Here is a 26,262-nt window from a genome sequence, read left to right on the forward strand (position 1 = left end):
ATGTCCGACACCCATGGGTCCTTCGACGCGCACACCGTGCTGCGCGCACTCGGCGGGCACCGCTTCGCCACCCGGGTGACCGCGCAGGACGCGGCGGTACGCGACCACCTCGTCCACGACACCCCTGTCCTGCCCGGTGTCTTCCACCTCGATCTGGTGCTGCGGATCGTCCGCCAACTGGGGGTCGACCCCGCGCAGGTGGAACTCCGGCGCTGTGTCTTCATCCGGCCGCTGATCGCGATCGGGGAACTCGACCGCCAGTTGGAGGTCACCGTCGGGGAGGTCGGCCCGCGCGGCGGAGTTCCGGTCACGGTGCGCAGCCGCCCGCTGCTGGGCGGCGAGGTCGCCGACGAGGAGTGGCAGACCAACTTCCAGGCCGAGATCCACGCGGTGGGCCCCTGGCAGCCGCAGCCGGTGCCGGACGGACGGCTGGCAGTCGCGTCAGGGCCGGGCTCGCTGGACGCGGACGACCTCTACGCACTCGCCCGTCAACTGGACATCCAGCACGGTCCGTTCATGAAGGTGCAGGGCCGCGTCGGGGCCGGGGCCGACTTCTCCGTGGCCGATGTGCGTCTCGACCCCAGTGCGGTGGAAGCGCTCGGACACTTCTTCGTGCATCCCGTCTTCATGGACTTCTCGGTGCTGGTTCCGTTCCTGCAGTTCCCGGAGCCGGTGCGGCGCGGCATCGTCCAGCCGTTCATCCCGATCTACGTCGACTCCTTCCGGGCCCGCCGCCCGCTCCAGGAGCGCACATGGGTGCACTCGCCCCGGCTCGCGAACCTTCACGTGGACGACAGCACGCAGGCCGTCGTGGCCGACATCGACCTGTGCACCCCGGACGGTGAGGTCGCGGTGCGTCTCAGCGGTTACCGGGCCAAGCGGGTACGGACCACGGAGGACATCCGCAAGCACGCGGACGAGGGTCGGCGCCTGGCTGCTTCGAGGACCGCGCACAGCGTGCCCCCCACTCCCCCGACTTTTGAGGTCCTGCCGAAGCCCGAGGTCACTGCCACCTCCGGCGGCGACCTGACGACGCTCGTGACCGGCCTCATCGCGGAACAGACCGGAACACCGGCCACCACCATCCACCCCGACCAAGGCTTCTACGACGAACTCGGCCTCACCTCCGTCGACCTCCTCAACATCGCCGGAAAACTCGAAACCGCACTGAACACCGAGCTCTACCCCACCCTCCTCTTCGAACACCCCACCATCAGCCAACTCGTCACCCACCTCCAGGACGAAGGCCTCCAGGCACCCACCACCACAGTGCCGGCGGCGGCCCGGCCGTCTCCGGTTTCGGACCTCACCACGCTCGTGACCGGCCTCATCGCGGAACAGACCGGAACACCGGCCACCACCATCCACCCCGACCAAGGCTTCTACGACGAACTCGGCCTCACCTCCGTCGACCTCCTCAACATCGCCGGAAAACTCGAAACCGCACTGAACACCGAGCTCTACCCCACCCTCCTCTTCGAACACCCCACCATCAGCCAACTCGTCACCCACCTCCAGAGCGAAGGCCTCCAGGCACCCACCGCCCCGGCGGCGGCGAACGAGGCGCCCCTTCCCGCGCCGGCACCCCAGACCGCCCCTGCGCAGCCGCCGCTGTCGGGCGACGCCCCGATGGCGATCGTCGGTGTGGCCGGCCGCTACCCGGGCGCGCGTGACCTCGACGAGTTCTGGAAGGTGCTGCGCACGGGGCGGGACTGCCTGGACGACGTGCCTGCCGAGCGCTGGGACGTGGACGACTGGTACGCACCGGAGCCCGGCACACCGGGCCGCTCGTACCTCAAGCGCGGCGGCTTCATCCACGACGTGGACCGGTTCGACGCGTTGTTCTTCAATATCCAGCCGCAGCAGGCGAAGTTGATGGATCCGCACGAGCGGCAGTTCCTGGAGGTCGCCTGGTCGGCGCTGGAGGACGCCGGACACACGCCGGAGTCGCTGTCGGCGGCGACGGACGGCTCGGTGGGGGTGTTCGCCGGGTCGATGTGGGCGGACTACCACCTGCACGGGCTGGAGAGTGTCAACGGCGGCGGCGCGGACGTGGCCCTGAGCTGGCTCGGGGGCGTTCCCAACCGGGTCAGCCACGCCTTCGACTTCCGCGGCCCGAGTGTCCTGGTGGACACCGCGTGCTCGTCGTCGCTGACCGCCCTGCACCAGGCGTGCGAGGCGATCCGCCGAGGCGAGTGCCGTGCCGCCCTGGTGGGCGGCGTGAGCCTCTCCCTGCACCCGTACAAGTACGTACGCTCGGCGGCCAACGGCCTGCTGTCCAAGGACGGGACGAGCCGCCCCTTCGGCGAGAGCGCGTCCGGCTACGTTCCGGCGGACGGCGTGGGCGCGTTGATCGTGCGCCCGTTGGCCGACGCCGAGGCGGACGGCGACCGGATCCTCGCTGTCGTGCGCGGCTCGGCCGTGAACCACACCGGCCGCACCCCCGGCTACACCATCACCAGTCCGGAGGCCCAGAGCCGGGTGGTCGAGGAGGCCCTCGCCCGGGCCGGCGTCCCGGCCGCGACGGTGACACTGCTGGAGGCCCACGGGGCGGCGACCGCGCTGGGCGACCAGTTGGAGATCGACGCGCTGACACGCACGTTCCGCAAGGAGACCGACGCACGCGGGTTCTGCGCGCTCGGCTCGGTGAAGGCGAACATCGGCCACACCGAGGCCGCGGCCGGACTGGCCTCGCTCACCAAGATCCTGCTGTGCCTGCGCCACCGGACGCTCGTGCCGACACCGCACGCCGAGCGTCCCAATCCCTCGATCGACTTCGCCGCGTCGCCGTTCCGGATGCCCCGCACCGAGGAGCCCTGGACGCCGGTCACCGATCCGACGACCGGCCGGCCGGCGCCGCTGCGCGCGGCGGTCAGCGCCTTCGGCTTCGGCGGTGCCAACGCTCACGTCGTACTGGAGGAGTACGTGCCCACGCACACCCCGTCCGCCGGTGCCGAGACGGCCGCGGCCCGTCAGGTCGTCGCGCTGTCGGCGCGCACCGGCGAGCAGCTGACGCGCCGGGCGGCCGATCTGGCGGGAGCGCTGCGTGCCGAGCCCGCGACGCGGCTCGCCGACGTCGCCCACACGCTCGCCGTCGGCCGACGTCACCTCGGCGACCGGCTCGCGCTCGTGGTGTCGTCGACCGCCGAACTCACCGCCGCGCTGGAGGACTTCGCGGCCGGGCGTACACCTCAGGTGCCGTACTTCCGCGCCACAGCCCGCCGCCCCGGTGCGGGAACGGTGTCCCCCGCGCATCCGTCGACGGCGCCGGAGGGCATCGCCGAGGCCTGGGCCCACGGCACAATGGGCGGGCTCTCCCCGGTGGCCGGCGGACGTCGGATCGCGCTGCCCACCTACCCGTTCGCCGGGGAACGACACTGGATCGGCCCCGCCCCCAGGCCGGAGGCCGTCCGCCTGGACCCTACGCCGCCGCCCGCGCCGGAGGCGGACGTGCCGCTTGAGAAAGCGGCTGTCGTGCCCGGCACGGGCACCGTCCCGGTGGACGACCTGCGGCACGTGATGCTCTACGAGCCGGTGTGGGCACCGTGCACGGCGCCGCGTCCCACGGTGGCGCTCGACGACGGCCCTTTGTTGGTCCTGGACACCTCCGACACGCGGTACGCGGCTCTGCGGGCCCGGGCCGGCGCGGTGCTGGTCACGCCGGGCGACGGCTTCTCCCGGCTGTCTGCCGACCACTTCACGGTCGCCCCCGATTCCCTGGACGACCACAAGGCGCTGCGCCGGACGCTGGAGCAGGAGGGTCGGGTACCGAGTGCGATCCTGCACCTGTGGCACCTGGACGGCTCCGACCCGGCCGGACCACCGGAACGGCCGACCGGTCTGCTGTCGGTGTACGCGCTGTGCCAGGCGTGGGCCGTCGGCCGCCGGGTCGCGCTGCCGATCGTGCACGCCTACCGCTCCCCCCTCGAGTGCCCTCCGGACGCATCGGTGGGCGGGCTCGCCCGCGGTCTGCGCCTGGAGCAGCCCAAGCTGCCGTTGAGCACCGTCCGGTTCGCTGCTTCCCCGAACGACCCGGCCCCCGTGGTCGAGGTGCTGCTCGCCGAAGCCTCGTCTCCCGGTGACCTGGAGGTTCGCCACACCGCGGCCGGAGTGCGTGAGGTGCGGGGCTTCGCCCCGGTGCGCCCGCTGCCCTCCGGCACGCCTCTGGCCCGCCCGGGCGGCACCTACCTGATCAGCGGCGGCACGGGTGGCATCGCCCGGCACGTGGCCCGGCGCATGGCACGCGCCGCCCAGCCCGACATCGTGCTGTTCGGGCGCTCTCCCGAGAGCGAGCGGCAGCGCGAGTTCCTGGCGGAACTCGCCGCGCTGGGCTCGCGGGCGGTGTACGTCCAGGCCGACGTGACCCGGCTCGCCGACGTCCAGCGGCTGGTGTCCACCGCTGAGGAGCGGTTCGGCCCGGTCACCGGAGTGATCCACACCGCGGGGGTCGTCGAGGACGGCCTGCTCATCAACAAGAGGGCGGACTCCGTACGACGGGTGTTGTCGCCCAAGTTCGACGGCGCCCGCAACCTGGACCTGGCGACCGCGGACCGGAAGCTGGACTACCTGGTGCTCTTCTCGTCCACGTCCGCAGTGCTCGGCTCCATCGGCACCACCGACTACACCGCCGCCAACGCCTACATGGACTCCTTCACCGCGTGGCGCGAGGACCTGGTGACCCGCGGCGAGCGTCACGGCCGCAGTGTCTCGGTCAACTGGCCTCTGTGGGACGAGGGCGGCATGCGCATCAATCCGGCCGTGGAGGCCCAGGTGCTGCAGAGCACGGGCCTGGTGCCGTTGAAGACGGCGCACGGTCTGGCCGCGCTGGAGGCCGGCCTCGCCCACGACGGGCCGCAGCTGGCGGTCTTCGAGGGCGACCGGGCGAAGGTCGAGCGCCTGCTCGCGGTCATCTGGCCGGAGCGTGAGCGCACCACTGCGACGCCCCGGCCTCCCGCTCAGGCCCCCGGCTTCACTGCCGCGGAGATCGCCGCCGAGCTGGAGGCGATGATCGCGGAGACGGTCACCGGGCTGCTGCCGCAGACGGCGAGCCTGTCCCAGGAGCTGTTCACGTGGACCTTCATGGAGCTGGGTCTGTCCTCGGTGGACGTGGTCGCCCTGGGGAACAGGCTCGGCGGACAGTTGGGCATCGAGATCGTGCCCACGATCTTCTTCCGTTGCACCCGCATCCCCGAACTGGCGGCCCACCTGGCCCGGGAGAACAGTGAGGCCGTCCGCGCCTGGTACGCCTCCTTCAAGGGCGTGCCGTCGACGGCTGCTCCGACGGCCGGAGACAGCGCTCACACCCCGCCGGCTGTCGACGCGCCGGTCGAGCCGGTCCCGGCACCGGAGGTCACCGACCGCGACATCGCCGTGATCGGCCTCGCCGGCCGCTTCCCGGGCGCGTCGAACGCCCGGGAGCTGTGGGACGCGCTGCTCGCCGGACGTGATCTCGTGCGTGACGTTCCGGTGGAGCGCTGGGACCATGCCCGTCACCTGGACGCGGACGGTGCGGCCGGGACCACGGAGTGCCCGGCCGGCGGCTTCGTCGACGGTGTGCGCCGCTTCGACGCCGAGTTCTTCGGTATCCCCCGTGCGGAGGCCGAGGCGATGGACCCGCAACTGCGGCTCCTGCTCGAGGTGTTGTACGAGACGGCGGAGGACGCGGCAGTCCTGCCGCGGCTGCGCGGCAGCGACGCCGGGGTCTTCGTCGGCGAGTGCTTCCGCGACTACGAGGGCGAGATGATCGCTCTCGGCCGCAGGTCGGGGCCGTACGACGCGACGGGCATCGCCACCACCATGGCCGCCAACCGGCCGTCGCACTACTTCGACCTGTCGGGTCCGAGCCTGACCGTCGACACGGCCTGCTCGTCGTCTCTGCACGCGGTGCAGCTCGCGGTGGAGTCGTTGCGCCGCGGCGAGTGCTCCATGGCGTTCGCGGCGGGTGCCAATCTGATGCTCAGCCCTCGCCACTACCTCTCCCTGTCCGGTACGGGTGCGCTCTCGCCGACCGGCCGCTGCCACGCCTTCGACGAGCGTGCCGACGGCTACGTGCCCGCTGAGGCAGTTGCCGCGGTCCTGCTCAAGCCGCTCAAGGCCGCACTCGCCGACGGCGACCCGATCCGTGCCGTCATCAAGGGCGTCGCGGTAGGGCACGGCGGTCACGCCGGCGCGGTCACCGCGCCGAACCCGGGGCGGCAGACGGAGCTCATCGAGCGTGCCTGGCGCGACGCGGACGTCCCGGTCCACACCATGGGCCTGCTGGAGGCACACGGCACCGGGACGAAGCTCGGTGACCCGATCGAGATCGAAGGTGTGCGCGGTGCGCTGACCGGCCGTCCCGCCGACGCTCCGCCGGTCGTCATCGGCACGGCGAAGGCCCACTTGGGCCATGCCGAGGGTGCCGCCGGTGTGGTCGGCATCGTGAAGGCGGTTCTGTCCCTGGAGCACGGCCGTATCCCGGCGATGCCCGACTTCCGTACGGCCAACCCGTACCTGGGTCTCAAGGGCGACAGCCCGTTGACCATACCGACGGCGACCACCGAGTGGCCCTCGTGGTCGGGCGTTCCCCGACGGGCCGGGGTGAGCTCGTTCGGCTTCGGCGGCGCGAACGCCCACGTCGTCCTGGAAGCGTCACCGCGCCGGGCGGACGCGGCGCGGTACGACCGCGTCAGCCTGGTCGTGCCGTTCTCCGCCTCGTCCGCCGAGTCCCTGCCCGAGGTGCTGCGCCGCCACCGTGCCGCGCTCGCCGCGCAGCCGGGCCTCGCGGCGGTGGCCGCCACCCTGCAGGACGGCCGTGACGACCTGTCCGCGCGCATCGCGGTGGTCGCCACCACGACCCAGGAACTCCTGCTGGAGCTGGACGCCGTGCTCGCCGGTTCCGTGGATGCGGGCACCGTGCGTGCGGTACCCGGGTCGGACACGGGGGCAGTGGCAGCCGCGCGCCGGTGGGTGTCCGGCGAAGCGGTCGACTGGCTGCCGCACGACGGCGGCTCCGACGCACCCCGTCTGAACCTGCCGGGTCGCCCGTTCCACGGTGAGCACTTCTGGCTGCGCGAGGCCGAACGGCCCACCGCCCCAGCCCCGGCCGCGACCGCCCCGCAGGGCGCCACCGGTCCGGCAGCCGGCGCCCTTGCCGCAGCCCAGGCGTTCATGGACTCGTCCGCGTACGACGCCGTCGGCGTCCGTCGTGGCCTGGAGAGGCTCGGCGTGATCGGATCGCGGCTCGCGGCCCTGTCGGTACGCGAACGCCTGGGTGTCACCGACGAGTTGTCCGGCGCCGACGTACTCAGCGGTCTGCCGGCCGTGGAGCCGTACGGACGCTTCGTGACCCGCCTCGCGGACGTCGTGACGGCCGCCCCGCGGCCGCTTCCCGACCCGACCGCCGAACGTGCCCTGATCGAGCGGGAGTTCGCCGACCTGGCCGCCGACCACCCTGAGGTCGCCCACCACGTGGCGCTGGCCCAGGCCGTGATCCCGCACATCCCCGAGGTCGTCACGGGCGGCGCCTCCGCGCTGGAGCTGTACTTCGGCGGAGGGATCGACGAGCTGCTGAGCCGCATCTACACCGGCAACGCCATCGCCGATCACTACAACACGGTGGTCGCCCACCTCGCCGACGGCTACGTCCGCGACCGTCTCGCCCAGCGCCCCGGCCGACCCGTGCGCGTCCTCGAAGTGGGTGCGGGTACAGGCGGTACCACCGGTCCGATGCTGGAGCAGCTCGCCCGGTACGGCAGCCAGGTCGAGTACACCTTCACCGACATCTCCGCCTCGTACTTCCGGCAGGCCAGGCGGAAGTTCGGCGACTTTGGCGTGCCGCTGGTGTTCACGCCGTTCAACCTGGAACACGACCCGGCGGCCCAGGGCCTTGAGGCAGGGGCATACGACGTGCTGATCGCGTCCAACGTCGTGCACGCGACGCAGGACATCACCACATCGGCGGCCCACCTGCGCCGGCTGCTGACGGACGGCGGCCTGCTGCTCCTGAACGAGATCACCTCGAACATCGACTACCAGTTCCTGCTGTTCGCGATGATCCCCAGCTGGTGGACGTGCAAGGACACCGAGCGTCTGCCGGGCGCGCCGCTGCTGGCGCCCGCCCGCTGGCAGGACGTGCTCGGACGTGCCGGATTCGCTTCGAGCTGGGTACAGGCCGAAGACAACGGCGTGGCCGGCGAGGACGACCAGTGCGTGATCGTGGCACGCGCCGACGCAAGGGTGGCTCCGGCATCAGGGGACACCGCCCCGGCCGGCGCGACCGCCGCGCCGCCCGCCCCGTCGGGTGCCCCCGCCCCCACGGCGGTACCGAAGAACGGTCCGGTCGCCCCGGAAGCGGCCGTACGCGCCCGTCTCCGGGAGACGGTCGCCTCCTTCCTCTCCATCTCCGCGGACGATGTGGACGACGACGCCTCCTTCACCGAGCTGGGCGTCGACTCGCTGGGCACCATCCAGCTGGTGCGCGAGCTGGAGAGCGACTTCGGCAAGCTGCCGAAGGTGCTGCTCTACGAGGCCGGTACGGTCACCGCGCTCGCCCAGGAGCTCGCGGCCCGCGCCCCGGAGGCCTGCGCCCGTATCGCCCGCTCGGCAGTTCCCGCTCTCGCTCAGCAGACGCCGGAGCCTTCCCCGGCACCGCGTTCCGCGGCGCCCGCGCCCATCAGCCCTCCCCCGCAGGACGATCCGGTTGCCATCGTCGGCATGGCGGTCCGGATGCCCGGAGCCCGTACGACGGGCGAGCTGTGGCAGAACCTGCTCGCCGGCACCGACCATATGACCGAGATACCGGCGGACCGCTGGGACTGGCGGCCGCTGTTCGGCGACCCGCACCGCGAAGAGGGCAAGACCAACAGCAAGTGGGGAGCCTTCGTCGACGGTGTCACCGAGTTCGACGCGGAGTTCTTCGGGATCTCCGGCCGTGAGGCCGAGGTGATGGACCCGCAGCAGCGGCTGATGCTGCAGACGGCCTGGCACGCGGTCGAGGACTCCGGGCATGCCCCGTCGTCGCTGCGCGGCAGTGACACCGGAGTGTTCGTCGGGGCCACTTCGCACGACTACACCGCACACCTGGCCCGGGTCGGCCGCTACCGCGAGCCGTATGCCGTCAATGGCAACGCCAAGACGGTGCTGGCCAACCGCATCTCCTTCGAACTCGGCGTGCACGGGCCGAGCGAGGCCGTCGACACGGCCTGCTCCAGCTCGCTGACCGCTCTGCACCGTGCGGTGCGAGCCATCAAGGACGGCGAGTGCTCCACAGCGATCGTCGGTGGGGTGCACCTGCTGCTGGCCCCGGACATGTTCGTCGCGCTCGGCCAGATGGGCGCTCTGTCCCCGGACGGCAAGTGCCATGCCTTCGACCGGTCCGCGAACGGCTTCAGCCGCGGTGAGGGCGTCATCGCGGTCTACCTCAAGCCCCTGTCGCGGGCGCTGGCCGACGGTGACACCGTGCACGCGCTGGTGCGCGGCAGCGGGGTCAACCACGGTGGCCGTGCTCAGTCACTGCCTGTGCCCAACCCGGCCGCTCAGGCCGCGCTCATCGCCCGGGTGCTCCGGGACTCGGACACCGACCCACGCACCATCGGCTACGTCGAGGCACACGGGACCGGCACGGAGGTGGGTGATCCGATCGAGCTGCGCGGCCTGCGCAGGGCGTTCGCGGAGCGGGCGGGCCTCGACGAGGCCGAACGGGTCGATGCCTGGTGTGCGGTGGGCTCCATCAAGTCCAACATGGGGCACCTGGAGGCCGCCGCCGGTCTTGCCGGCATCGCCAAGGCGGTCCTCGCCCTGCGGCACGGCGTGATTCCGCCGAGCATCAACTTCCGCGAGGCCAACCCGCTCCTCGACCTCGACGGCAGCCCGTTCCACATCGCCGACCGACGCCTGGACTGGCCGACGCCGGTGGACGGGCAGGGCAGGACGCTGCTGCGCCGGGCCGCCGTGAGCGCCATGGGATTCGGCGGCTCCAACGCCCACGTGATCCTGGAGGAGTACCCGGCTCACGCCCCGCGCCCGATCAACCCGTCCAGTGCCGGACGGCCTGAACTGTTCGTGCTCTCCGCGCGCTCCGAGGACCGGCTCAAGGAGGCCGCCCGCGCTCTGGCCGGCCACCTGGGCGGCGATCGGACGGTCACCGCGGCCGAGGTGGCTCACACTCTGCGCACCGGGCGCGACGCCATGGAGTGGCGGCTGGCCGTGGTCGCCGAGGAGCTGCCCGGGTTCGTCACGGCACTGCGCGCGTATCTGGCGGGACGTCCCACCGACAGCCTGTTCACCGGCCGCGCCCGGGGCACCGCGACACATGCCGCCCCGACCGACGACCCACGGGCGCTGGCCCGCCAGTGGGTCGAGGGGCAGGCCGGGAGCTCAGCGATGACGACGCCTCCCGGGGCCGGCATACGGCGTGTGGGGCTGCCTGGCTACCCGTTCGCACCCGACCGCTTCTGGGCAGTCGCTGCGAGCACCGCGGAAGGCGAACAGGCGCGCACCGCACCGGCGGACGAGGCGCCCGAGGACCTGGTCGCCATGCTCGACGCGCTGAGCAGGGGCGAACTGACCGTTGACGACGTGGACCTGAGCCTGGTCCGGAACGACGGGATGGAACGATGACACCGAACACCGAAACGGTCCGCCGCCTGGTGCTGGAGCGCGTCCGCAAAGGACAGCTCGACGCGAAGACGGCCGCCCGGCTCCTGGCCCGAGCGGCAGGAGACTCCACTCCAGGCCGCGACGACACCGCGCTCGTCACCTTCACACCCGTGTGGGAACCGGCTGCTGCTCACGCCGCCCCGCACCCCGCCGTCACAGCCGACGAGACGCTGTTGGTCGTGGACGGCGCCGACGACGCCCGTGCCTGGGTACCGACCAACGTAAGAGTCGCCCGGGTCGGGCGGGACATCGAGGGAGACACGGCGTCCTGGACGTCGTACCTGGAGGATCTGCGCGCACGGGGCACCCGCACGCGCGGCCTCGTCTTCGATCTGCCCGCCGGGGCCGTACGGCCCGACCGGGCCGTGGAGCTGGTGCTGCCGGCACTGCGCGCCCTCATCACCGACCACGGGGCGGGTCCGCTGTCCCTGGTCTTCCTGACGACAGGTCGGGCGCGCCCCGAACTGGGCGCCGCGCTCGGTGCGCTGGCGCAGGTGGCCGGCGCCGAGGACCGTAGGCTGCGGGCGGTGTCGGTCCAGGTCGACGAGGTCCCCGCGTGGGCCGAGGACCCGTTCCAGGTGGCCCTGGCCGAGCTGAACGCGGGCCGGCCGGGGCTGGCCGAGGTGCGCCATGGCGCGCGGGGGCGCGAGGTGCGCGTCCTGCGGCCGCGGCCCTCCGCTCCACCCGCCGACGTGCCCCCGAGGTTCCGCGACGGCGGCCGATACCTCATCACGGGGGGCGCCAAGGGCATCGGTCTGCGGCTCGCGGGACTGCTCGCCCGTGATCACCGCGCGCGGCTGGTGCTCACCGGCCGCTCCGAACCCGGCGAGGAGCACAGGGACGAGTTCCGCCGCCTGGAAGCGGCCGGCGCCCGGATCATTTTCGTCCGCGGCGACATCACCCGCTACGACGACGCCCTGGAGGCGGTGAACGTGGCGCAGCGCGAATTCGGCGGCCTGGACGGCGTGCTGCACTCCGCGGGACTGAACGAGGACGCGTACCTGCTCAACAAGGACACCGCATCGGCCCTGCGCGTGCTGTCCGTGAAGTTGGACGGTGCGGCGCACCTGGACCGGGTCACCTCCAATCTGCCGCTCGACTTCTTCGCCCTGTTCTCGTCGACGTCCGCCTACTTCGGCGCCGCGGGTCAGGCGGACTACGCCGCCGCCAACCGGGCGCTGGGCGCGTTCGCCGCCACCCGGGCCCGGCGGGTGACGGTCGGATCGCGCCACGGAGCGTCCGTGGCCATCGCCTGGCCCTTGTGGGCCGAAGGAGGAATGGAGATCTCCGCCGAGAACCGTTCGGTGCTCGAGGAGATGCAGGGCATGCTGCCCATGCCCACCGACGTGGGGCTGCGGACACTGTCGAACGCCATCGCGGCCGGCGAGTGCGAGACGCTGGTGGTCTACGGACGGCCGCCGCGCATCGACGCCTGGATCGCCAAGGTGACCGCGGTCGAGCCGGCGGCGGACGACGAGCCCACAGCCGGTACGACAGCCGTGGCCGGCGCCGATCACACTGACCTGGTCACTGCCGCGGAATCGTACCTGCTGGATCTGGTCACCGAGACGGCCAAGCTGCCGCCCGGTCGGCTCCGCCCCGACCAGGAGTTCTCCACCTTCGGCGTGGACTCGATCCTCATCAAGAAGCTCACGGCCGCCTTGGAGGACCGCGTCGGTGGGCTGCCCGTCACCCTCTTCTTCGAGTACCGGACCGTCGCCGAACTCGCCGGTTACCTCGCCGAACACCGGGCGGACGCCCTGCGCGAGGTCCTCGGCACGGACACGAACCGCTCGGCCGACACCGTCGTACGCCGGCCCGTCACCACCTCCACACGAGTCGACCGCGCTCCGGGCGGTGGCACCGACGAACTCGCCGGCCGACTCCCGCACGACCAGGCGGTCGCCATCGTGGGCCTCGCAGGCCGCTATCCCGGGGGCGGCGACCTCGAGCAGTTCTGGGAGTCTCTGGCCTCCGGAACCGACCTGATCCGGGAAGTGCCCAAGGACCGCTGGGACAACGACCGCCATCTGACGGCCGAGCGGGGCACACCGGGTGCGATCACCGGCCGATGGGGCGGCTTCCTCGACGATGTGGCCCGCTTCGACCCGCTGTTCTTCGCGATCTCACCCGGCGAGGCGGCAAAGCTCGACCCGAACGAGCGGATCTTCCTGGAGGTGGCCTGGTCCGCGCTGGAGCACGCCGGGTACTCGCGCCGCAAGCTGCACGAGACCACCCGCACCGGCGACACCCATGCCGTGGGTGTCTTCGTCGGCGTGACCGGCTCGCAGTACGGCCTCGTCGGAGCCGAGCAGTGGGGGCGCGGCAACAAGGTGTTCGCCCACTCCATGGACTACTCGATCGCCAACCGGCTCAGTTACGTCCTGGACGTGCACGGCCCCAGCATGGTGCTGGACACCGCCTGCTCGGGATCTCTCACGGCACTGCACCTGGCGTGCCGCAGTCTGCTGTCGGGCGAGACGAAGATGGCGATCGCGGGCGGGGTGAACGTCAACATCCACCCGATCAAGTACGCCACGCTCACCGACATGCGGCTGCTCGCCTCCGACGGCCGCTGCCGCGCCTTCGGCGCGGGCGGCGACGGCTTCGTGCCGGGTGAGGGTGCGGGCGCGCTGATTCTCAAGCGGCTCTCCGACGCGCTCGCCGACGGAGACCGCGTTCACGCCGTCATCCGCGGCACCGCCGTCAACCACGGCGGCCGGAGCAACGGGTACACCGTGCCCACCCCGCGTGCCCAGGGTGCCGTCGTCGCCGACGCGCTGCGCGCCGCCCGCGTGGACGCGCGCACCGTCGGCTACGTCGAGGCGCACGGCACCGGTACGGCGCTGGGCGACCCGGTCGAGGTCGAGGGCCTGACCCGGGCGTTCGCCGAGCACACCGCCGACACCGGCTTCTGCGCGATCGGCTCGGTGAAGTCCAACCTCGGCCACCTGGAGGCCGCGGCCGGGGTGTGCGGCATCACCAAGGTGGTGCTTCAGTTCGCTCACCGCACGCTGGTACCGACGCTGCACAGCGAGCCGGCCAACCCGAAGCTGAAGCTCGAGGCCACCCCGTTCTTCCCGCAGCGCACGGCACAAGCCTGGCCGACCGCGGACGGCCTGCCGCGCCGTGCGGCGGTGAGCTCCTTCGGTGCCGGGGGCGCCAACGGTCATGTGGTGCTGGAGGAGTGGACCGGCCCGCAGGGCAGCGCGGACGACGGCCGCCCGTACGTGGTGGGCCTGTCGGCGCGCACGCCCGAGCAGCTGCGGCAGATCGCCGAGCGGCTGGCCGACGACCTCGCCCGGGACGACGGGCGTTCGCTGCGGGACATCGCCTTCACCCTCCTGACCGGTCGCGACGAGTGGGACCACCGCCTGGCGGTCGTCGTCGGCTCGGTGGCCGAACTGTGTGATCGCCTGCGTGCCTACGTCGGCGGCAAGACTTCCCAAACTGTTCGTGCCGGCCGCGCGGACCAGGGCGAACCTCCCGTGGATGTCCGGAGCTTGCTGACCGGCGACCGGCTGGACGAGCTCGCCGAGGCATGGGTGTCCGGCGCCCGTGTGCCCTGGCAGGAGGCTTTCTCCGAGGGCGCCCGCCCCGTTCCCGTGCCGCTTCCCGCCTATCCCTTCGGCGGCAAGCGGTACTGGGTGGACCTCGTCGACGAGCCCTCTGCGGAGCCCACCCGCTCGTCCGTGCTCCGCCGGACCGACGCCGTGATCGCCGATCACATGGTGCTGGGCCGGGCCGTTGTCGCCGGCGTCGTCCAGCTGGGCCTGGCCCGCCGCGCCGCCCGGCTCTCCGACACACCGGTGCTGTTCGAGGACGTCCGCTGGCGCGTCCCGCTGGAGGTCGAGGGCGACACGCTCGACGTGGACGTCGCCTTCGGCGAGGACGGGTCGGCGTACGAGGTCCGGAACACAGCGAGCGGAACCGCTCACTCCACGGGCACGCTCGTCGCGGCCGACACGGCGTCCCTCGGGCGCGTCGACGTCGAAGCGGTGCGCACCCGCTGCGAAGGAAGCGCCGACGCCGCCGAGGTCTACAGCAGGGCGGAAAACGCCGGGCTGCGCTACGGCCCGCTGTTCCGGGGGCTCGTCACCCTGCGGCACGGAGACGGCGAGGCGCTCGCCGAGCTCGCCCGGCCGGACGCGGACGCTCCCGAGTGGGCGGTCGAGGCCGCGATGACCGACAGCGCCCTGCACGCCGTCCAGGGAGTGCTGCCCGAGGGCGACGACCGTGCCGCCCTGCCTGCCGCCGTATCCCGGGTCATCGTCAACGGGTCTGCCGCACAGGCGCGTTACGCGCACGTACGACTGGTCGCCCTCGACGCCGAGCGCGGCCTGGCACGGGCAGACGTCGACCTGGCCGCCGAGGACGGCACTGTGCTGGTCCGCTTCGAAGGGCTGCGTATCGCGCGTCCCGGCGCACAGCCTGAGCGGCCGGAGGCCGATGACACCGTGCCGCTGTACCGTCCGGTGTGGCGTCCGACGTCGTCGCCCCTCCGGGCCGAGGCCGGCGATGACCGCCCGGCGCTGGTCCTGGGCACCGGCCACGACCACGGCCTGGGCGCCGCCCTCACCGAGTACCACCGCGTCGCCGGACAGCAGGTGCGGCACGCGCTCCTGGAGGACATCGCACCGTCCGCCGAGGACTTTCGCCGGGTCCTGGCCGAAGCCGGCGATCCGGGCACCGTCTGGTTCCTGGGCGGTGTGGAGGAACGGCTGTACTCGGCCGACGACCTGGAGCAACTGGATCACGCTCTCGACCATGGCCCTGTGGCCCTGTTCCACCTGCTCCAGGCACTCGACGCGGAGCGCACGCGGGGCGGTGTGCGCCTCCATGTGGTGACGTCCGGCGTGCAGCAGACCGACGAGGCGATCGCGTCCCGCAACCCGTTCGGCGGCGGCCTGCCCGGCCTCGTCGCCTCGGCGTCACGTGAATTCGGATTCCTCGCACTCAGCTGCGTGGACATCACCCGTGAGGACCTGGCGCGGTGCGCACGGCTCAACGACTGGACTGGGCTGATCGGACAGCTGATGGCGGAGCCGGCGACCCGTCCGGCGCATCCCGTGGCGCTGGCCGGTGGAGTGCGGTACACCCGCGACCTGGAACGCGTCGACGTGCCGGGCCTGGACGGACGGTTGCCGCTGCGCGAGGGCGGCCGTTACCTGATCACCGGTGGTGCAGGCGGTCTGGGCCGGGTCGTCGGCGAGTACCTGGCGCGTGAGTACGGTGCCCGGATCCTCCTCACGGGTCGTCGACAACGAGAGCAACTGCCGCAGGAGGTACAGGACTTGCTGTCCGCGATGCCGGAGCAGGTCACCTACGCGGCCGCCGACGTCACCGATGAGACCTCCCTGCGCTCCGTGGTGACCCGCATGCGCCGCGACTGGGGCGGCGTCGACGGAGTCGTCCACTCCGCGTTCGTTCTCAACGACCGCACGCTGTCCCGGATGGACGAGGAGACTCTGCGCTCGTCGTTCGGCCCGAAGGCGCACGGCACGGTCGTCCTGCAGCGGGTGCTGGCGGACGAGCCGCTGGACTTCTTCGCCGTGTTCTCCTCGGCGATCTCTCTCAATGGCAACGCGGGACAGGCCAACTACTCGGCCGCGTCCACGTTCCAGGACGCGTACGGACGCTTCCTGGCCGCGCGACTGGCCCGGCCGGTGCGGGTCTTCAACTGGGGGCTGTGGGGCGAGAGCGGCTCGGTGGCCACCGACGGCTACCGCACCCAGGTGAGCGCCCGGCTCGGCGTCGAGCCCATCAGCGACGCGGCCGGCCTGGACGCTTTCCGGCGTGTGCTCGCCGTGCCCGCCGTCCAGGTGGCCCCCGTCCGCATCGCCGGTGACGGAGACGGGCTCTCCCGGTGCCCCATGACCGGGCCGGAGCCGGCGTCCGAGGCGCCGCAGGTGGCCGAGTCGGCGGCGCGGAAGCGGACCGCCGATGACGAGCGGCTCACCGGCGCGGCCTTCTTCGACACCCTTGAGCCCTACGCACGCGTACTGCTGCGGGACGCCTTCCTCGGTCACGGCGCATGGCCGCTGCCCGGTACGACCGTGACACGGGACGAGCTCACCTCCCGTCTCGGGGTGCTGCCCGCTCAGGAACGGCTGCTGGACGCCGCCCTGTTCGCACTTGCCCGGGGCGGACACCTCACGCACAACGCCGACGGGAGTCTGACGGTGCCCCGCGGAGAGCCGGAGGTGCCCGACCCCGCGGCCACGGCGGCCCTGCACGACCGGCTGGTCTCCGCGTACCCGCACGCCACCGCGCTCGCGGAGCTGTTGCGCGAGTGCACGGAGGTACTGCCGGACGTCCTGCGTGGCCGGCGCAACGGCCTGTCGGTGCTCTTCCCCGGCGGCAGCGATCACAAGGTGGCGCCCCTGTACCACGACGACCCGCGCTCGGAGCACTTCAACGCCGTGTGCGCGACGGCCGTCGCGGCCTACGCGGGGCAGCGCCTGGCGGAGGGCACCGGCCCCTTGAAGCTGCTGGAGATCGGTGCCGGTACCGGTGGGACCAGCCGACCGGTCCTCGACGCGCTGCGGCCCTTCGGCGACCGCTTCGACTACGCGTTCACGGACCTGTCCCCCGGCCTGGTCCGCAAGGCACGCGAGCGGTTCTCCAGTCCCTACCCGCAGGCGCGCTTCTCGGTTCTCGACATCGCACGGGACCCGGCCGCGCAGGGCTTCGAAGAGCAGTCGTACGACGTCGTCCTCGCGGCGAACGTGCTGCACGCCACCCCCGACGTGCGTCACAACGTGCGCGCCGCGGCACGTCTGCTGCGGCCGGGCGGACTGCTGCTGGTCAACGAGGGCACGCGCGTCCTGGACGCCGTGACGATGATCTTCGGTCTGACGGAGGGCTGGTGGGCGTACGACGACGGGGAGCTGCGTCAGCCGCACTCACCGCTGTTGACGCCCGGCACCTGGCGCTCGGTGCTGCTGGAGTCCGGGCTGCGCGGTGTGCGCGTGATCGGAACGGCGGGCCCGCACGACGCGGCCGCGGGACAGCACGTCCTGCTGGCCGAGCGCGACGCGTGGCCGGTGCCCGACCTGTCCCCGCAGTCGCAGCCGACTCAGGCCCAGGCGGCCCCTGCCAGGCAGGAGGCAACCCCGACGGATCGGCCCGCCGCATTGGATCTGACCGAGGCCGCCACCGCCTACCTGACGCGGATCTTCGCCGACGTACTCAAGCTGGACCAAGCCGAGCTGGACCCGGCCGCACCCCTGTCGTCCTACGGCACCGACTCACTCGTCAGCATGGAAGTCGCCGACCGGATCGAGGCCGACCTCGCAACCGCGCCTCGTGACCTGCCCTTCGAGTCGACCTCGTTGAACGGCGTGGTGGAAGCGCTGCTGGAGTCGGCCCGTGACGCGTTCGCGGGGTTCGCCGGGGCAGTGCCTCAGACGCACTCCGGTCCCGATCTGGCGGAGGTGGCGGCCGCCTACCTGACGCGGACCTTCGCCGACGTACTCAAGCTGGACCAAGCCGAGCTGGACCCGGCCGCACCCCTGTCGTCCTACGGCACCGACTCACTCGTCAGCATGGAAGTCGCCGACCGGATCGAGGCCGACCTCGGGCCCATTCCGCGGACCGTCCCGTTCGAGTCGACGTCGGTCGACGGCATCGTGGCAGCCCTGCTCGATGATCCGGCTCAACCACTCGCGCGGCTCGTCGACCAGGACACGCCGACGGTGCCCACCCGACGCCGGCCTCGAGCCGTACCGGCCGCCCCCACGTCGACGGCATCCCGGGAGACGGTCGCACCGCCGGCGCGGCCCCAGGCCCTGGGTTTGCCTGCGGAGCGGCCCCGGACACAGGCTGCGGACTCCGCATCGAAGGTGGTCACAGACGCAGCCCGGGTCCCCGACGGGGAACCCGTCGCGATCGTCGGAATCTCCGTCCGCTTCCCGGGTGCCGCCACGCTCGACGCGCTGTGGGACCACCTGCGCGAGGGACGGCGTGCGGTCACCGAGGTTCCGGCCGAGCGCTGGGATCCGGAGGGCGCCGTGTCGGCGGGACGTTGGGGCGCCTTCCTCGACGACGTGGAGGCCTTCGACCCGTTGGTGTTCCGCATGTCGCCGCGGGACGCGGAGCGGACCGACCCGCAGGAGCGCCTGTTCCTGGAGGCGGTATGGACCGCCCTGGAGGATTCCGGGACGCGCCGTGCGGACCTGGAGCGCTCCGCCCGTGCCACGTCCAGCACCGGTGTCGGGGTGTTCGCAGGCCTGATGCACAGCCCCTACCAGGTCCTGGCCGCCGAACTGCGGGGCGCCGGCTCCGATGCGCACGCGCACTCCTCGCACTGGTCCGTTGCCAACCGCACCTCGCACACCTTCGGGTTCACCGGCCCGAGCCTGGCCGTGGACACGGCGTGCTCGTCCGCGCTGACGGCGCTGCACCTGGCGTGCGAGGCCCTACGGCGCGGTGACTGCGGAGCTGCCGTGGCCGGCGGGGTCAACCTGATCCTCGATCCGTCGCACCACACGGCGCTGTCAGCCATGAGGATGCTGTCGCCGGACGGCCGCAGCCGTTCGTTCGACCAGGATGCCCAGGGCATGGTGCCCGGAGAGGGCGTCGGCGCAGTCGTCCTCAAGCCGCTGTCCGCGGCGCTGCGCGACGGCGACCGGGTGCACGGACTCGTGCTCGGCTCCGCGGTCAACGCGAACGGCTCGACCGACAGCATGGTCACACCGAACGCCGAGGCCCAGGAAGAACTCGTCCGGCGTGCCCTCAGGCGCGCCGGGGTGGCGCCCGAGGCGGTGCACTACGTCGAGGCGCAGGCGACCGGCTCGCCGCTGGCCGATCCGGTGGAAGCCGCGGCTCTGGCCAGGGTGTTCGGCGGAAGCGGCACGGCCGTCGGCTCGGTCAAGCCGTCGCTCGGGCATCTGGAGGCCGCGTCCGGGATGGCCCAGTTGGCCAAGGTTCTGCTGCAACTGCGCCACGGCGAGCTGGCCGCCACGCTGGACTGCGAGCGGCCGGTCGCCGAGTTCGAGGACGGTGAGCTGCGGCTGGTCCGCGAGCGGGCACACTGGCCGTCGAACGTGCCGGCGGCCGAACGCACAGCGGCCATCAGCTCGTTCGGGGCCGGCGGGGCCAATGCCCACGTGGTGGTGGCGGGTCCGCCCTCGTCGGCCCGGAAGGCGAGCCCGAAGTCAGGGCCTCGGCTGGTGCTGCTGTCGGCCCGGCGCGATGAGCAACTGCGCGCCCATGCCGAACGGCTGGGCGATCACCTGAGGGCGCTGGGCAACACGGCTCCGCCGCTCCCGGACGTGGCCCGGACACTCGCGGCCGGACGGGAACCGCTCGGCCGGCGCCTGGCCGTCGTCGCACAGGACGTCGCGGAACTGGTGGCTCGGCTGGACCGCTACGTGGCGGGCGAGGAATCTCCCTGGACCCAAGTGGGCCGCGCCGCCTCCGACTCGGACTCCCTGCACGCCGTCGCCGCCTCCGCCGACGCGACCGCACTGACGATCGCGGGCGCGGCCTGGGCGAACGGCGCGCGACTGACCGGCGCCGACGAAGCTCTGGGCCTCGCCGACGGGCGCATCGTGTCCCTGCCGGGCTACCCCTTCGCGCGGACCGTCCACCGGCTGCCCGCGGAGACGGTCTCCCGGGCCGACGCCGGCCCGACGCCGGAAGCGGCCGATACCCGGCCGGCGGCGACGTCCGGCCCTGAGGACGAGCCGCTCGCGGCAATCGAGTCCCCCATCTCCTTGCTCCTCCCGCCCGGTCCCGACTCCCCGTCCGAACCCCGGCAACCCTCAGACCTCGAGGAGAACAACGTGTCAGAGACCATCGGCCACCCCGCACCCGAGGCCGTCGAGCACATACGGGCGACCGTGGTGGACTCGGTGGCCGCGGTGCTGGGGGTACGGCCCGAGGACATCGGCCTGGACGAGCACCTGAGCGACTTCGGATTCGACTCGGTCACCGTCATCGAACTCACCGACCGCGTCAACGCGGCGCTGGGCACCACTCTCAACCCGGCGGACCTCTACGGCTTCCGCAATGTGGCCGCACTGGTCGACGCGCTCGCCCGGCAGACAGTGGCGTCGGCGTCGGCGCCCACTCCCGTGCCGACCACCCGGCCGGCCGTCACGGAGCTGACTCCGATGCCCGGGCCCGTCGACGACCGCTCCGTGCCGGACTCCTCGCCCGACGGCCGGGAGCCCATCGCGATCGTCGGCATGGCGGGCGCCTTCCCCGGCTCACCCGACCTGGAGACGTACTGGACGAACCTGCTGGCCGGCCGTGACCTGGTCGGGGAGATCCCCGCCGAACGCTTCGACTGGCGCGAGATATACGGCGATCCGCTGACCGACCCCGGCAAGGTGCCCTCGCGTTGGGGCGGTTTCCTCACCGATGCTGATCTGTTCGACCCGGCGTTCTTCCGCATCTCGCCCCGCGAGGCGAAGCTGATGGACCCGCAGCACCGGCTGTTCCTGCAAGCGGTGTGGCGGACCGTCGAGGACGCCGGCCATGACCCGGTCTCGCTGGCCGGCAGCGACACGGGGGTGTTCGTCGGCTGCGGATCCACCGAGTACGCGACGCTGCTGCTGCAGTCGGGCACCGAGATCGACGGTCAGCTGGTCACCGGCAGCGCACACAGTGTGCTGGCCAACCGCGTGTCGTTCCTGCTGGACCTGCGCGGGCCGAGCGAGCCAGTGGACACCGCCTGCTCTTCCAGCCTGGTCGCCGTGCACCGCGCGGTGCGTGCCATTCAGGACGGCGAGTGCTCCGCCGCCATCGCCGGCGGCGTCAACCTCACGCTCACGCCCACGGGTTACCTGGCCTTCGGCAAGTCCGGGATGCTGGCCGCTGACGGCCGCTGCAAGACGTTCGACCACCGTGCGGACGGCTATGTGCGCGGCGAGGGGGTCGGCGCGGTCCTGCTCAAGCCCCTGTCGGCGGCGCTGCGCGACGGCGACACGGTCTACGCCCTCGTGCGTGGCACCGCGGTCAACCACGGCGGTCGGGCCGCGTCGCTCACCGCGCCCAATTCGGACTCGCAGGCAGCCGTCATCACCGCGGCGCATCGGCGCGCCGGCACCGACGCCTCGCTCGTCGGGTACGTGGAGGCGCACGGCACCGGAACGGCGCTGGGCGACCCGGTGGAGTTGAACGGCCTCACCCAGGCGTTCCGTGAGCTCGGAGTGCCCGACGACCGGCGGCAGTTCATCGGACTGGGCAGTGTCAAGACCAACATGGGACACCTGGAGACGGCGGCCGGTGTCGCCGGGCTCATCAAGATCGTGCTGGCCATCCGTCACCGGATGCTGCCCCCCACCCTTCATGTGCAGCGGCCCAATCCACTGCTGAACCTGGCGGACAGCCCGTTCCACCTGGTCGACACGGCACGCCCGTGGGACCGCCCGCGCACCGCGTCAGGGGACGAGGCACCACGCCTGGCCGGCGTGAGCTCGTTCGGCTTCGGCGGCGTCAACGCCCATGTGGTCGTCGAGGAATTCGTCGACTCCCGGCCCACTCCAGCGCGCGGCGACGCCCCCCAGTTGCTCGTCCTCAGCGCCCGCACCGACGAGCAGCTGAAGGAGTACGCGACCCTGCTCGCCGACCACATCGACCGGGCCGCGGTGCGCGGCAAGGGCTCCGTCGACGTCCGGTCCCTCGCCCGCACGCTGCAGAGCGGCCGACCGTCCCTGGAGCGCCGCCTGGCGGTGGTCACCGCTTCAGCCACTGAACTGACCGGTGCGCTGCGGGCGTTCGCCGACGGCGAGAAGACCGATGTGACGGTCCACACGAGCCCGGTCACCACCGATCGCACGGCTGCCGGACTGCTCGACGAGGACGACCGTGCGCGTGTACTGGAACTCGCACGGGCCGGCGACCTGGACAAGGCGGCGGCGCTGTGGGTGCGTGGCACGGACATCGACTGGAACACGCTGCACGGCGGGGAATCGATCCGCCGGGCCGCGGGGCTGCCCACCTATCCGTTCGCACGAGAGCGGTACTGGCTGCCGCCGGTGCCGACCCTGAGGGCGGACGCGTCCGACACGGTGGGCACGACCGCGCCGACGTCGGCACAGCCCGTCACGGCCCAGGCGCCGTCGACCGCTTCTCCCGCACCCGCCCCGGTGCCAGTGCCGACACCCGCCGTCGCCCCCGTGCCTGCGGTGTCCCGCGCAACCCCGCCGCTCGCCGGCGGTGCGAACGGGACAGCCACCGTCACCTCTCCCGGGAACGCGACCTCGCTCCTGAACGGCGGCGATCGCGCTCAGCGTCCCGTCCCCGTCCAGCCCACTCCCGCCACTGCGGCCGCCTCCGCCAACTCCGCGGAGGCGAGCCGGAGCGTGACGTCCGGCGGAGAGCTGGCCGCCCAGGTCCGGGTGCTGCTGGCCGAAGGCATCGGTCTGGCCCCCGAGGCGGTGGATCCGGAGCGGGATCTCGCGGCGTACGGCGTCGACTCCATCTCCGCTCTGCGGATCATGCAGCGTCTCCAGGCGGCCTTCGGCGACCACATCCCCATGGCTGCGATCTTCGAGTGCACCACCCTCAACAGCCTGGTCCAGCACCTGATCGACGAGTACGGCGTCTCCCCCCACGGCACTGGGGAGAACAAGCCTGCCTCTTCCGCCGACGCCCCGGGCCAAGCCTCCGCCGAACCTTCAGGCGGACCGGAGGCGATCGCCGTCCCTTTCGGCGATGACGGGCAGGGCGTGCCGCTGTACGGCCTGCCCGGCGCGACCGGCGAGCTGACCTGGCTGCTGCACGTACGCACGTGGTTCGGCGCCGAGGGCCCGGTGCGCGGTGTGGAGTTCACCTCCTCGGCGCCGCGTGACACCAACAACGGCCACGGGCTGCAGGAACTGGCCGAGGCTTGCGCCCGCGCGATTCTCGCGGACCGGCCGGAGGGTCCGTACCGGCTGGCCGGCCACTCGGTCGCCGCACGCCTCGCGGTGGAGACGGCCCGCGTCCTCGCCGAGGCGGGTCATGAAGTGGCCCAGCTGATCCTGCTCGACGCGCCCGAACCCGATGCCGCCCTCGCTCAGGACGCGGTCGCCGACGTCCGGGCGGTGGCGGAGCAGTTCGCCACGGTGTGGTCGGGCACACCGCTCACCACGAGCGGCACCTGGCAGGACCGCGAGTCCGCGCTGCGCTCGGCCGCGGAGTCCCTCTCGGCGCTACCCGGGATACCGCTGCGCGGCACGGACTTGGCGGAGCGCCTGGTCTCGGCCGCCGACTGGCGTGGTGCGTTGCGTCGGGCGGCGGGCGACACCGTGGTGCGCCCGCTGGCTCTCGCGGGCCGCACGTCGGTGCTGGCCACGCCCGACGCGACCTCGTGGGACCGCGCGCTCGTACCGCCGCCGGCCCTGATCAAGCCGGTGACGGCAGCCGTCGGCACGATCTCCCGTGACGGCGTGGCCGAACTGGCCGCGCAGGACCTGGGACCGGTGCGCACGACGCCCGTACCACTGCGGATCACCGACCGGGAGGTCCGTACGGTCCCGGCCGAGGACCGTCACTTCCTCGTGCCGATCAACCGCAGCGGGAGCAAGACGCCGTCCTTCTGGGTGCACCATCTCTTCGGAGACGTCAGCTACTGCATCTACCTCTCCCGCTACCTCGGCATGGACCACCCGCTGTACGCCCTGGAGCAGCTCGACTCGGACCTGCGGTTCACCCAGTTCGAGTCCATCGAGGCGATGGCGGCCCGCTACGTGGCGGAGATGCGGCAGGAGCACCCTGAGGGCCCGTACGTGCTGGGCGGCGCCTCCTTCGGCGGGATTCTCGCTTTCGAGATGGCGCGCCAGCTCGTGGAGGCGGGCCAGGAGGTGTCGCACCTCTACCTGGTCGACGCTCTGCTGCCGGGTACCGGTGCCTGGGACGGCGTCGACAACACGGTGATCACCGAGGAGAACCAGGACGCGGTGACGCTGATGCTGATCGGCAACTCCGCCTCGCAGCTGTGGAAGGCCGAGCCGACCCTGACCATCGCGGAGCTGACGGGCATGACCGCCGACAAGGCGATCGACCACGTCACGCGGCATGTCGTCGAGGGCTCTCCGGCGCAGCTGTCGGCGGACGAGGTGCACCGTCTCATCCGCACGCGCTTCGCGCTCCTCGACCTGAACGGCAAGCTCCTGCTCGATTACCAGGCCCGGTCGTTCGCGCGACCGGTGCCGACGACGGTCTTCCATGCCGTCAAGGGCTTCTCGGCCGCCGAGAACCCGTACGGCATGCCCGCCATCGGCCGGGACGACTCCGACACCACGAACGGACTCGGCACGTTCGCCGGGGACGACGTGACCGTCCACGACCTCGACGCCGATCACTTCACGATCGTCCTCGAGGACAACCTGCGCGCCATCGCCGAGGTCGTGACCCGCACTCTGCCCGCCCTCACCCCGAACGGACCACGTTCATGACCGATTTCAGCGTGTACTTCTTCTCCTCCAACGACCGCAACGACTTCGGGGACCGATACCGGTTCATCCTGGACGTTGCCCGTTACATCGACGACAAGGGCTTCCGCGCCATCTGGACACCGGAGCGCCACTTCCAGGAGTTCGGCGGCAGCTTCCCCAACCCGTCCGTGCTCAGCGCCGCCCTCGCCGTGACGACCAGCAACCTGCACCTGCGCGCCGGCAGCATCGTGCTGCCGCACCACCACCCGGTGCGGGTGGCCGAGGAGTGGGCCCTGGTCGACCAGCTGTCCCACGGCCGCGTCGGGATCTGCCTGGCCACCGGATGGCACAAGGGCGACTTCGTCTTCCACCCGGATCTGTACGACGCGCGGCGCGAGTACACGTTCGGGCACATCGAGACGCTCCGCGCGCTGTGGCGCGGGGAACACGTGGAGTTCCCCGGACCGGACGGACAGAGCCTGCGCGTCCGCACGTACCCGCGTCCGCAGCAGCCGGAACTTCCCCTGTGGCTGGTGCACACCTCCAACCCGCAGACCTGGCTCCAAGCCGGCCGCTCGGGCCTCAACGTCCTGACGCTGCTGGACAGTTGGGAACGCCTGGAGGAGAACATCTCCGCATACCGCACGGCGCGGAGGGAGGCCGGGCTCGACCCGGCGGCCGGCATCGTCACGGTCGGACTGCACACCTTCGTGGGCGACGACGAGGCGGAGGTGAAGCGGATCGTCCACGACCCGGTGCGCGGCTATCTGTCGTCGTTCGTCACCCAGAAGCGCAATGACGCGGCCGTGGACGGCGGTTCGTCGGCGATGAGCGACGCCGAGCAGAAAGCCCTCGTCGACATCGCCGCGGAGGACTTCTACCAGCGCCGGTCGCTGCTGGGCACACCTGACAAGTGCGCCAAGGTGGTGCAGCGTCTCAGCGACATCGGGGTCGGTGAGATCGCCTGCCTGGTGGACTTCGGGGTCCCCTTCGACACGGTGCTGGCCATGCTGCCCAAGCTCGACGAACTGAGGTCCCGGTTCACGTCGCCGGGCGCCTCCACCGCCGTACCGCAGCCGGCCGCGGCCGAGGACGACGCCCTGTCCTGGTACTACGCACGCAATTGACGCCCGTTGCAGTCCGGTGCCGGCGGCGCGGCCCCCCCCCGGCCCCGCGCCCCCCAGGGGTGCTCTCAAGAAGACGGCCCAGTCCCCCTTCCACCCCGGGGTAAAGCCCCCCCCACCACCCACCGCCC

Annotated in this window: 3 protein-coding genes; all 3 read left to right on the plus strand. The window is 72.2% G+C overall.

The window, feature by feature from the left end; genetic code table 11:
• The 3 genes from ABT063_RS26030 to ABT063_RS26040 are packed head-to-tail and all read left to right on the plus strand — an operon-like array spanning nt 1 to nt 26,134.
• On the plus strand, nt 1-10,599 hold the full coding sequence (locus tag ABT063_RS26030; RefSeq protein ID WP_351060870.1) for an SDR family NAD(P)-dependent oxidoreductase: 10,599 nt from the start codon (nt 1-3) through the stop codon (nt 10,597-10,599).
• Nucleotides 10,596-25,028, plus strand: a complete 14,433-nt coding sequence (locus ABT063_RS26035) for an SDR family NAD(P)-dependent oxidoreductase (RefSeq protein WP_351060873.1) — start codon at nt 10,596-10,598, stop codon at nt 25,026-25,028. The genes ABT063_RS26030 and ABT063_RS26035 overlap by 4 nt, the downstream gene beginning before the upstream one ends.
• The gene (locus tag ABT063_RS26040) at nt 25,025-26,134 is read left to right on the plus strand and encodes a MupA/Atu3671 family FMN-dependent luciferase-like monooxygenase (RefSeq protein WP_351060876.1); all 1,110 of its coding nucleotides are present in this window, start codon (nt 25,025-25,027) and stop codon (nt 26,132-26,134) included. The genes ABT063_RS26035 and ABT063_RS26040 overlap by 4 nt, the downstream gene beginning before the upstream one ends.
• Nucleotides 26,135-26,262: the final 128 nt, after the last annotated feature.

Source organism: Streptomyces sp. NPDC002838, assembly GCF_040295365.1.
In the GTDB taxonomy this organism is placed as follows: Bacteria; Actinomycetota; Actinomycetes; order Streptomycetales; family Streptomycetaceae; genus Streptomyces.

Bases quoted from the DNA above. Each gene is read 5' to 3' on its own strand.
- ABT063_RS26030 (WP_351060870.1), top strand. From the start codon at position 1: ATGTCCGACACCCATGGGTCCTTCGACGCGCACACCGTGCTGCGCGCA.
- ABT063_RS26035 (WP_351060873.1), top strand. From the start codon at position 10,596: ATGACACCGAACACCGAAACGGTCCGCCGCCTGGTGCTGGAGCGCGTC.
- ABT063_RS26040 (WP_351060876.1), top strand. From the start codon at position 25,025: ATGACCGATTTCAGCGTGTACTTCTTCTCCTCCAACGACCGCAACGAC.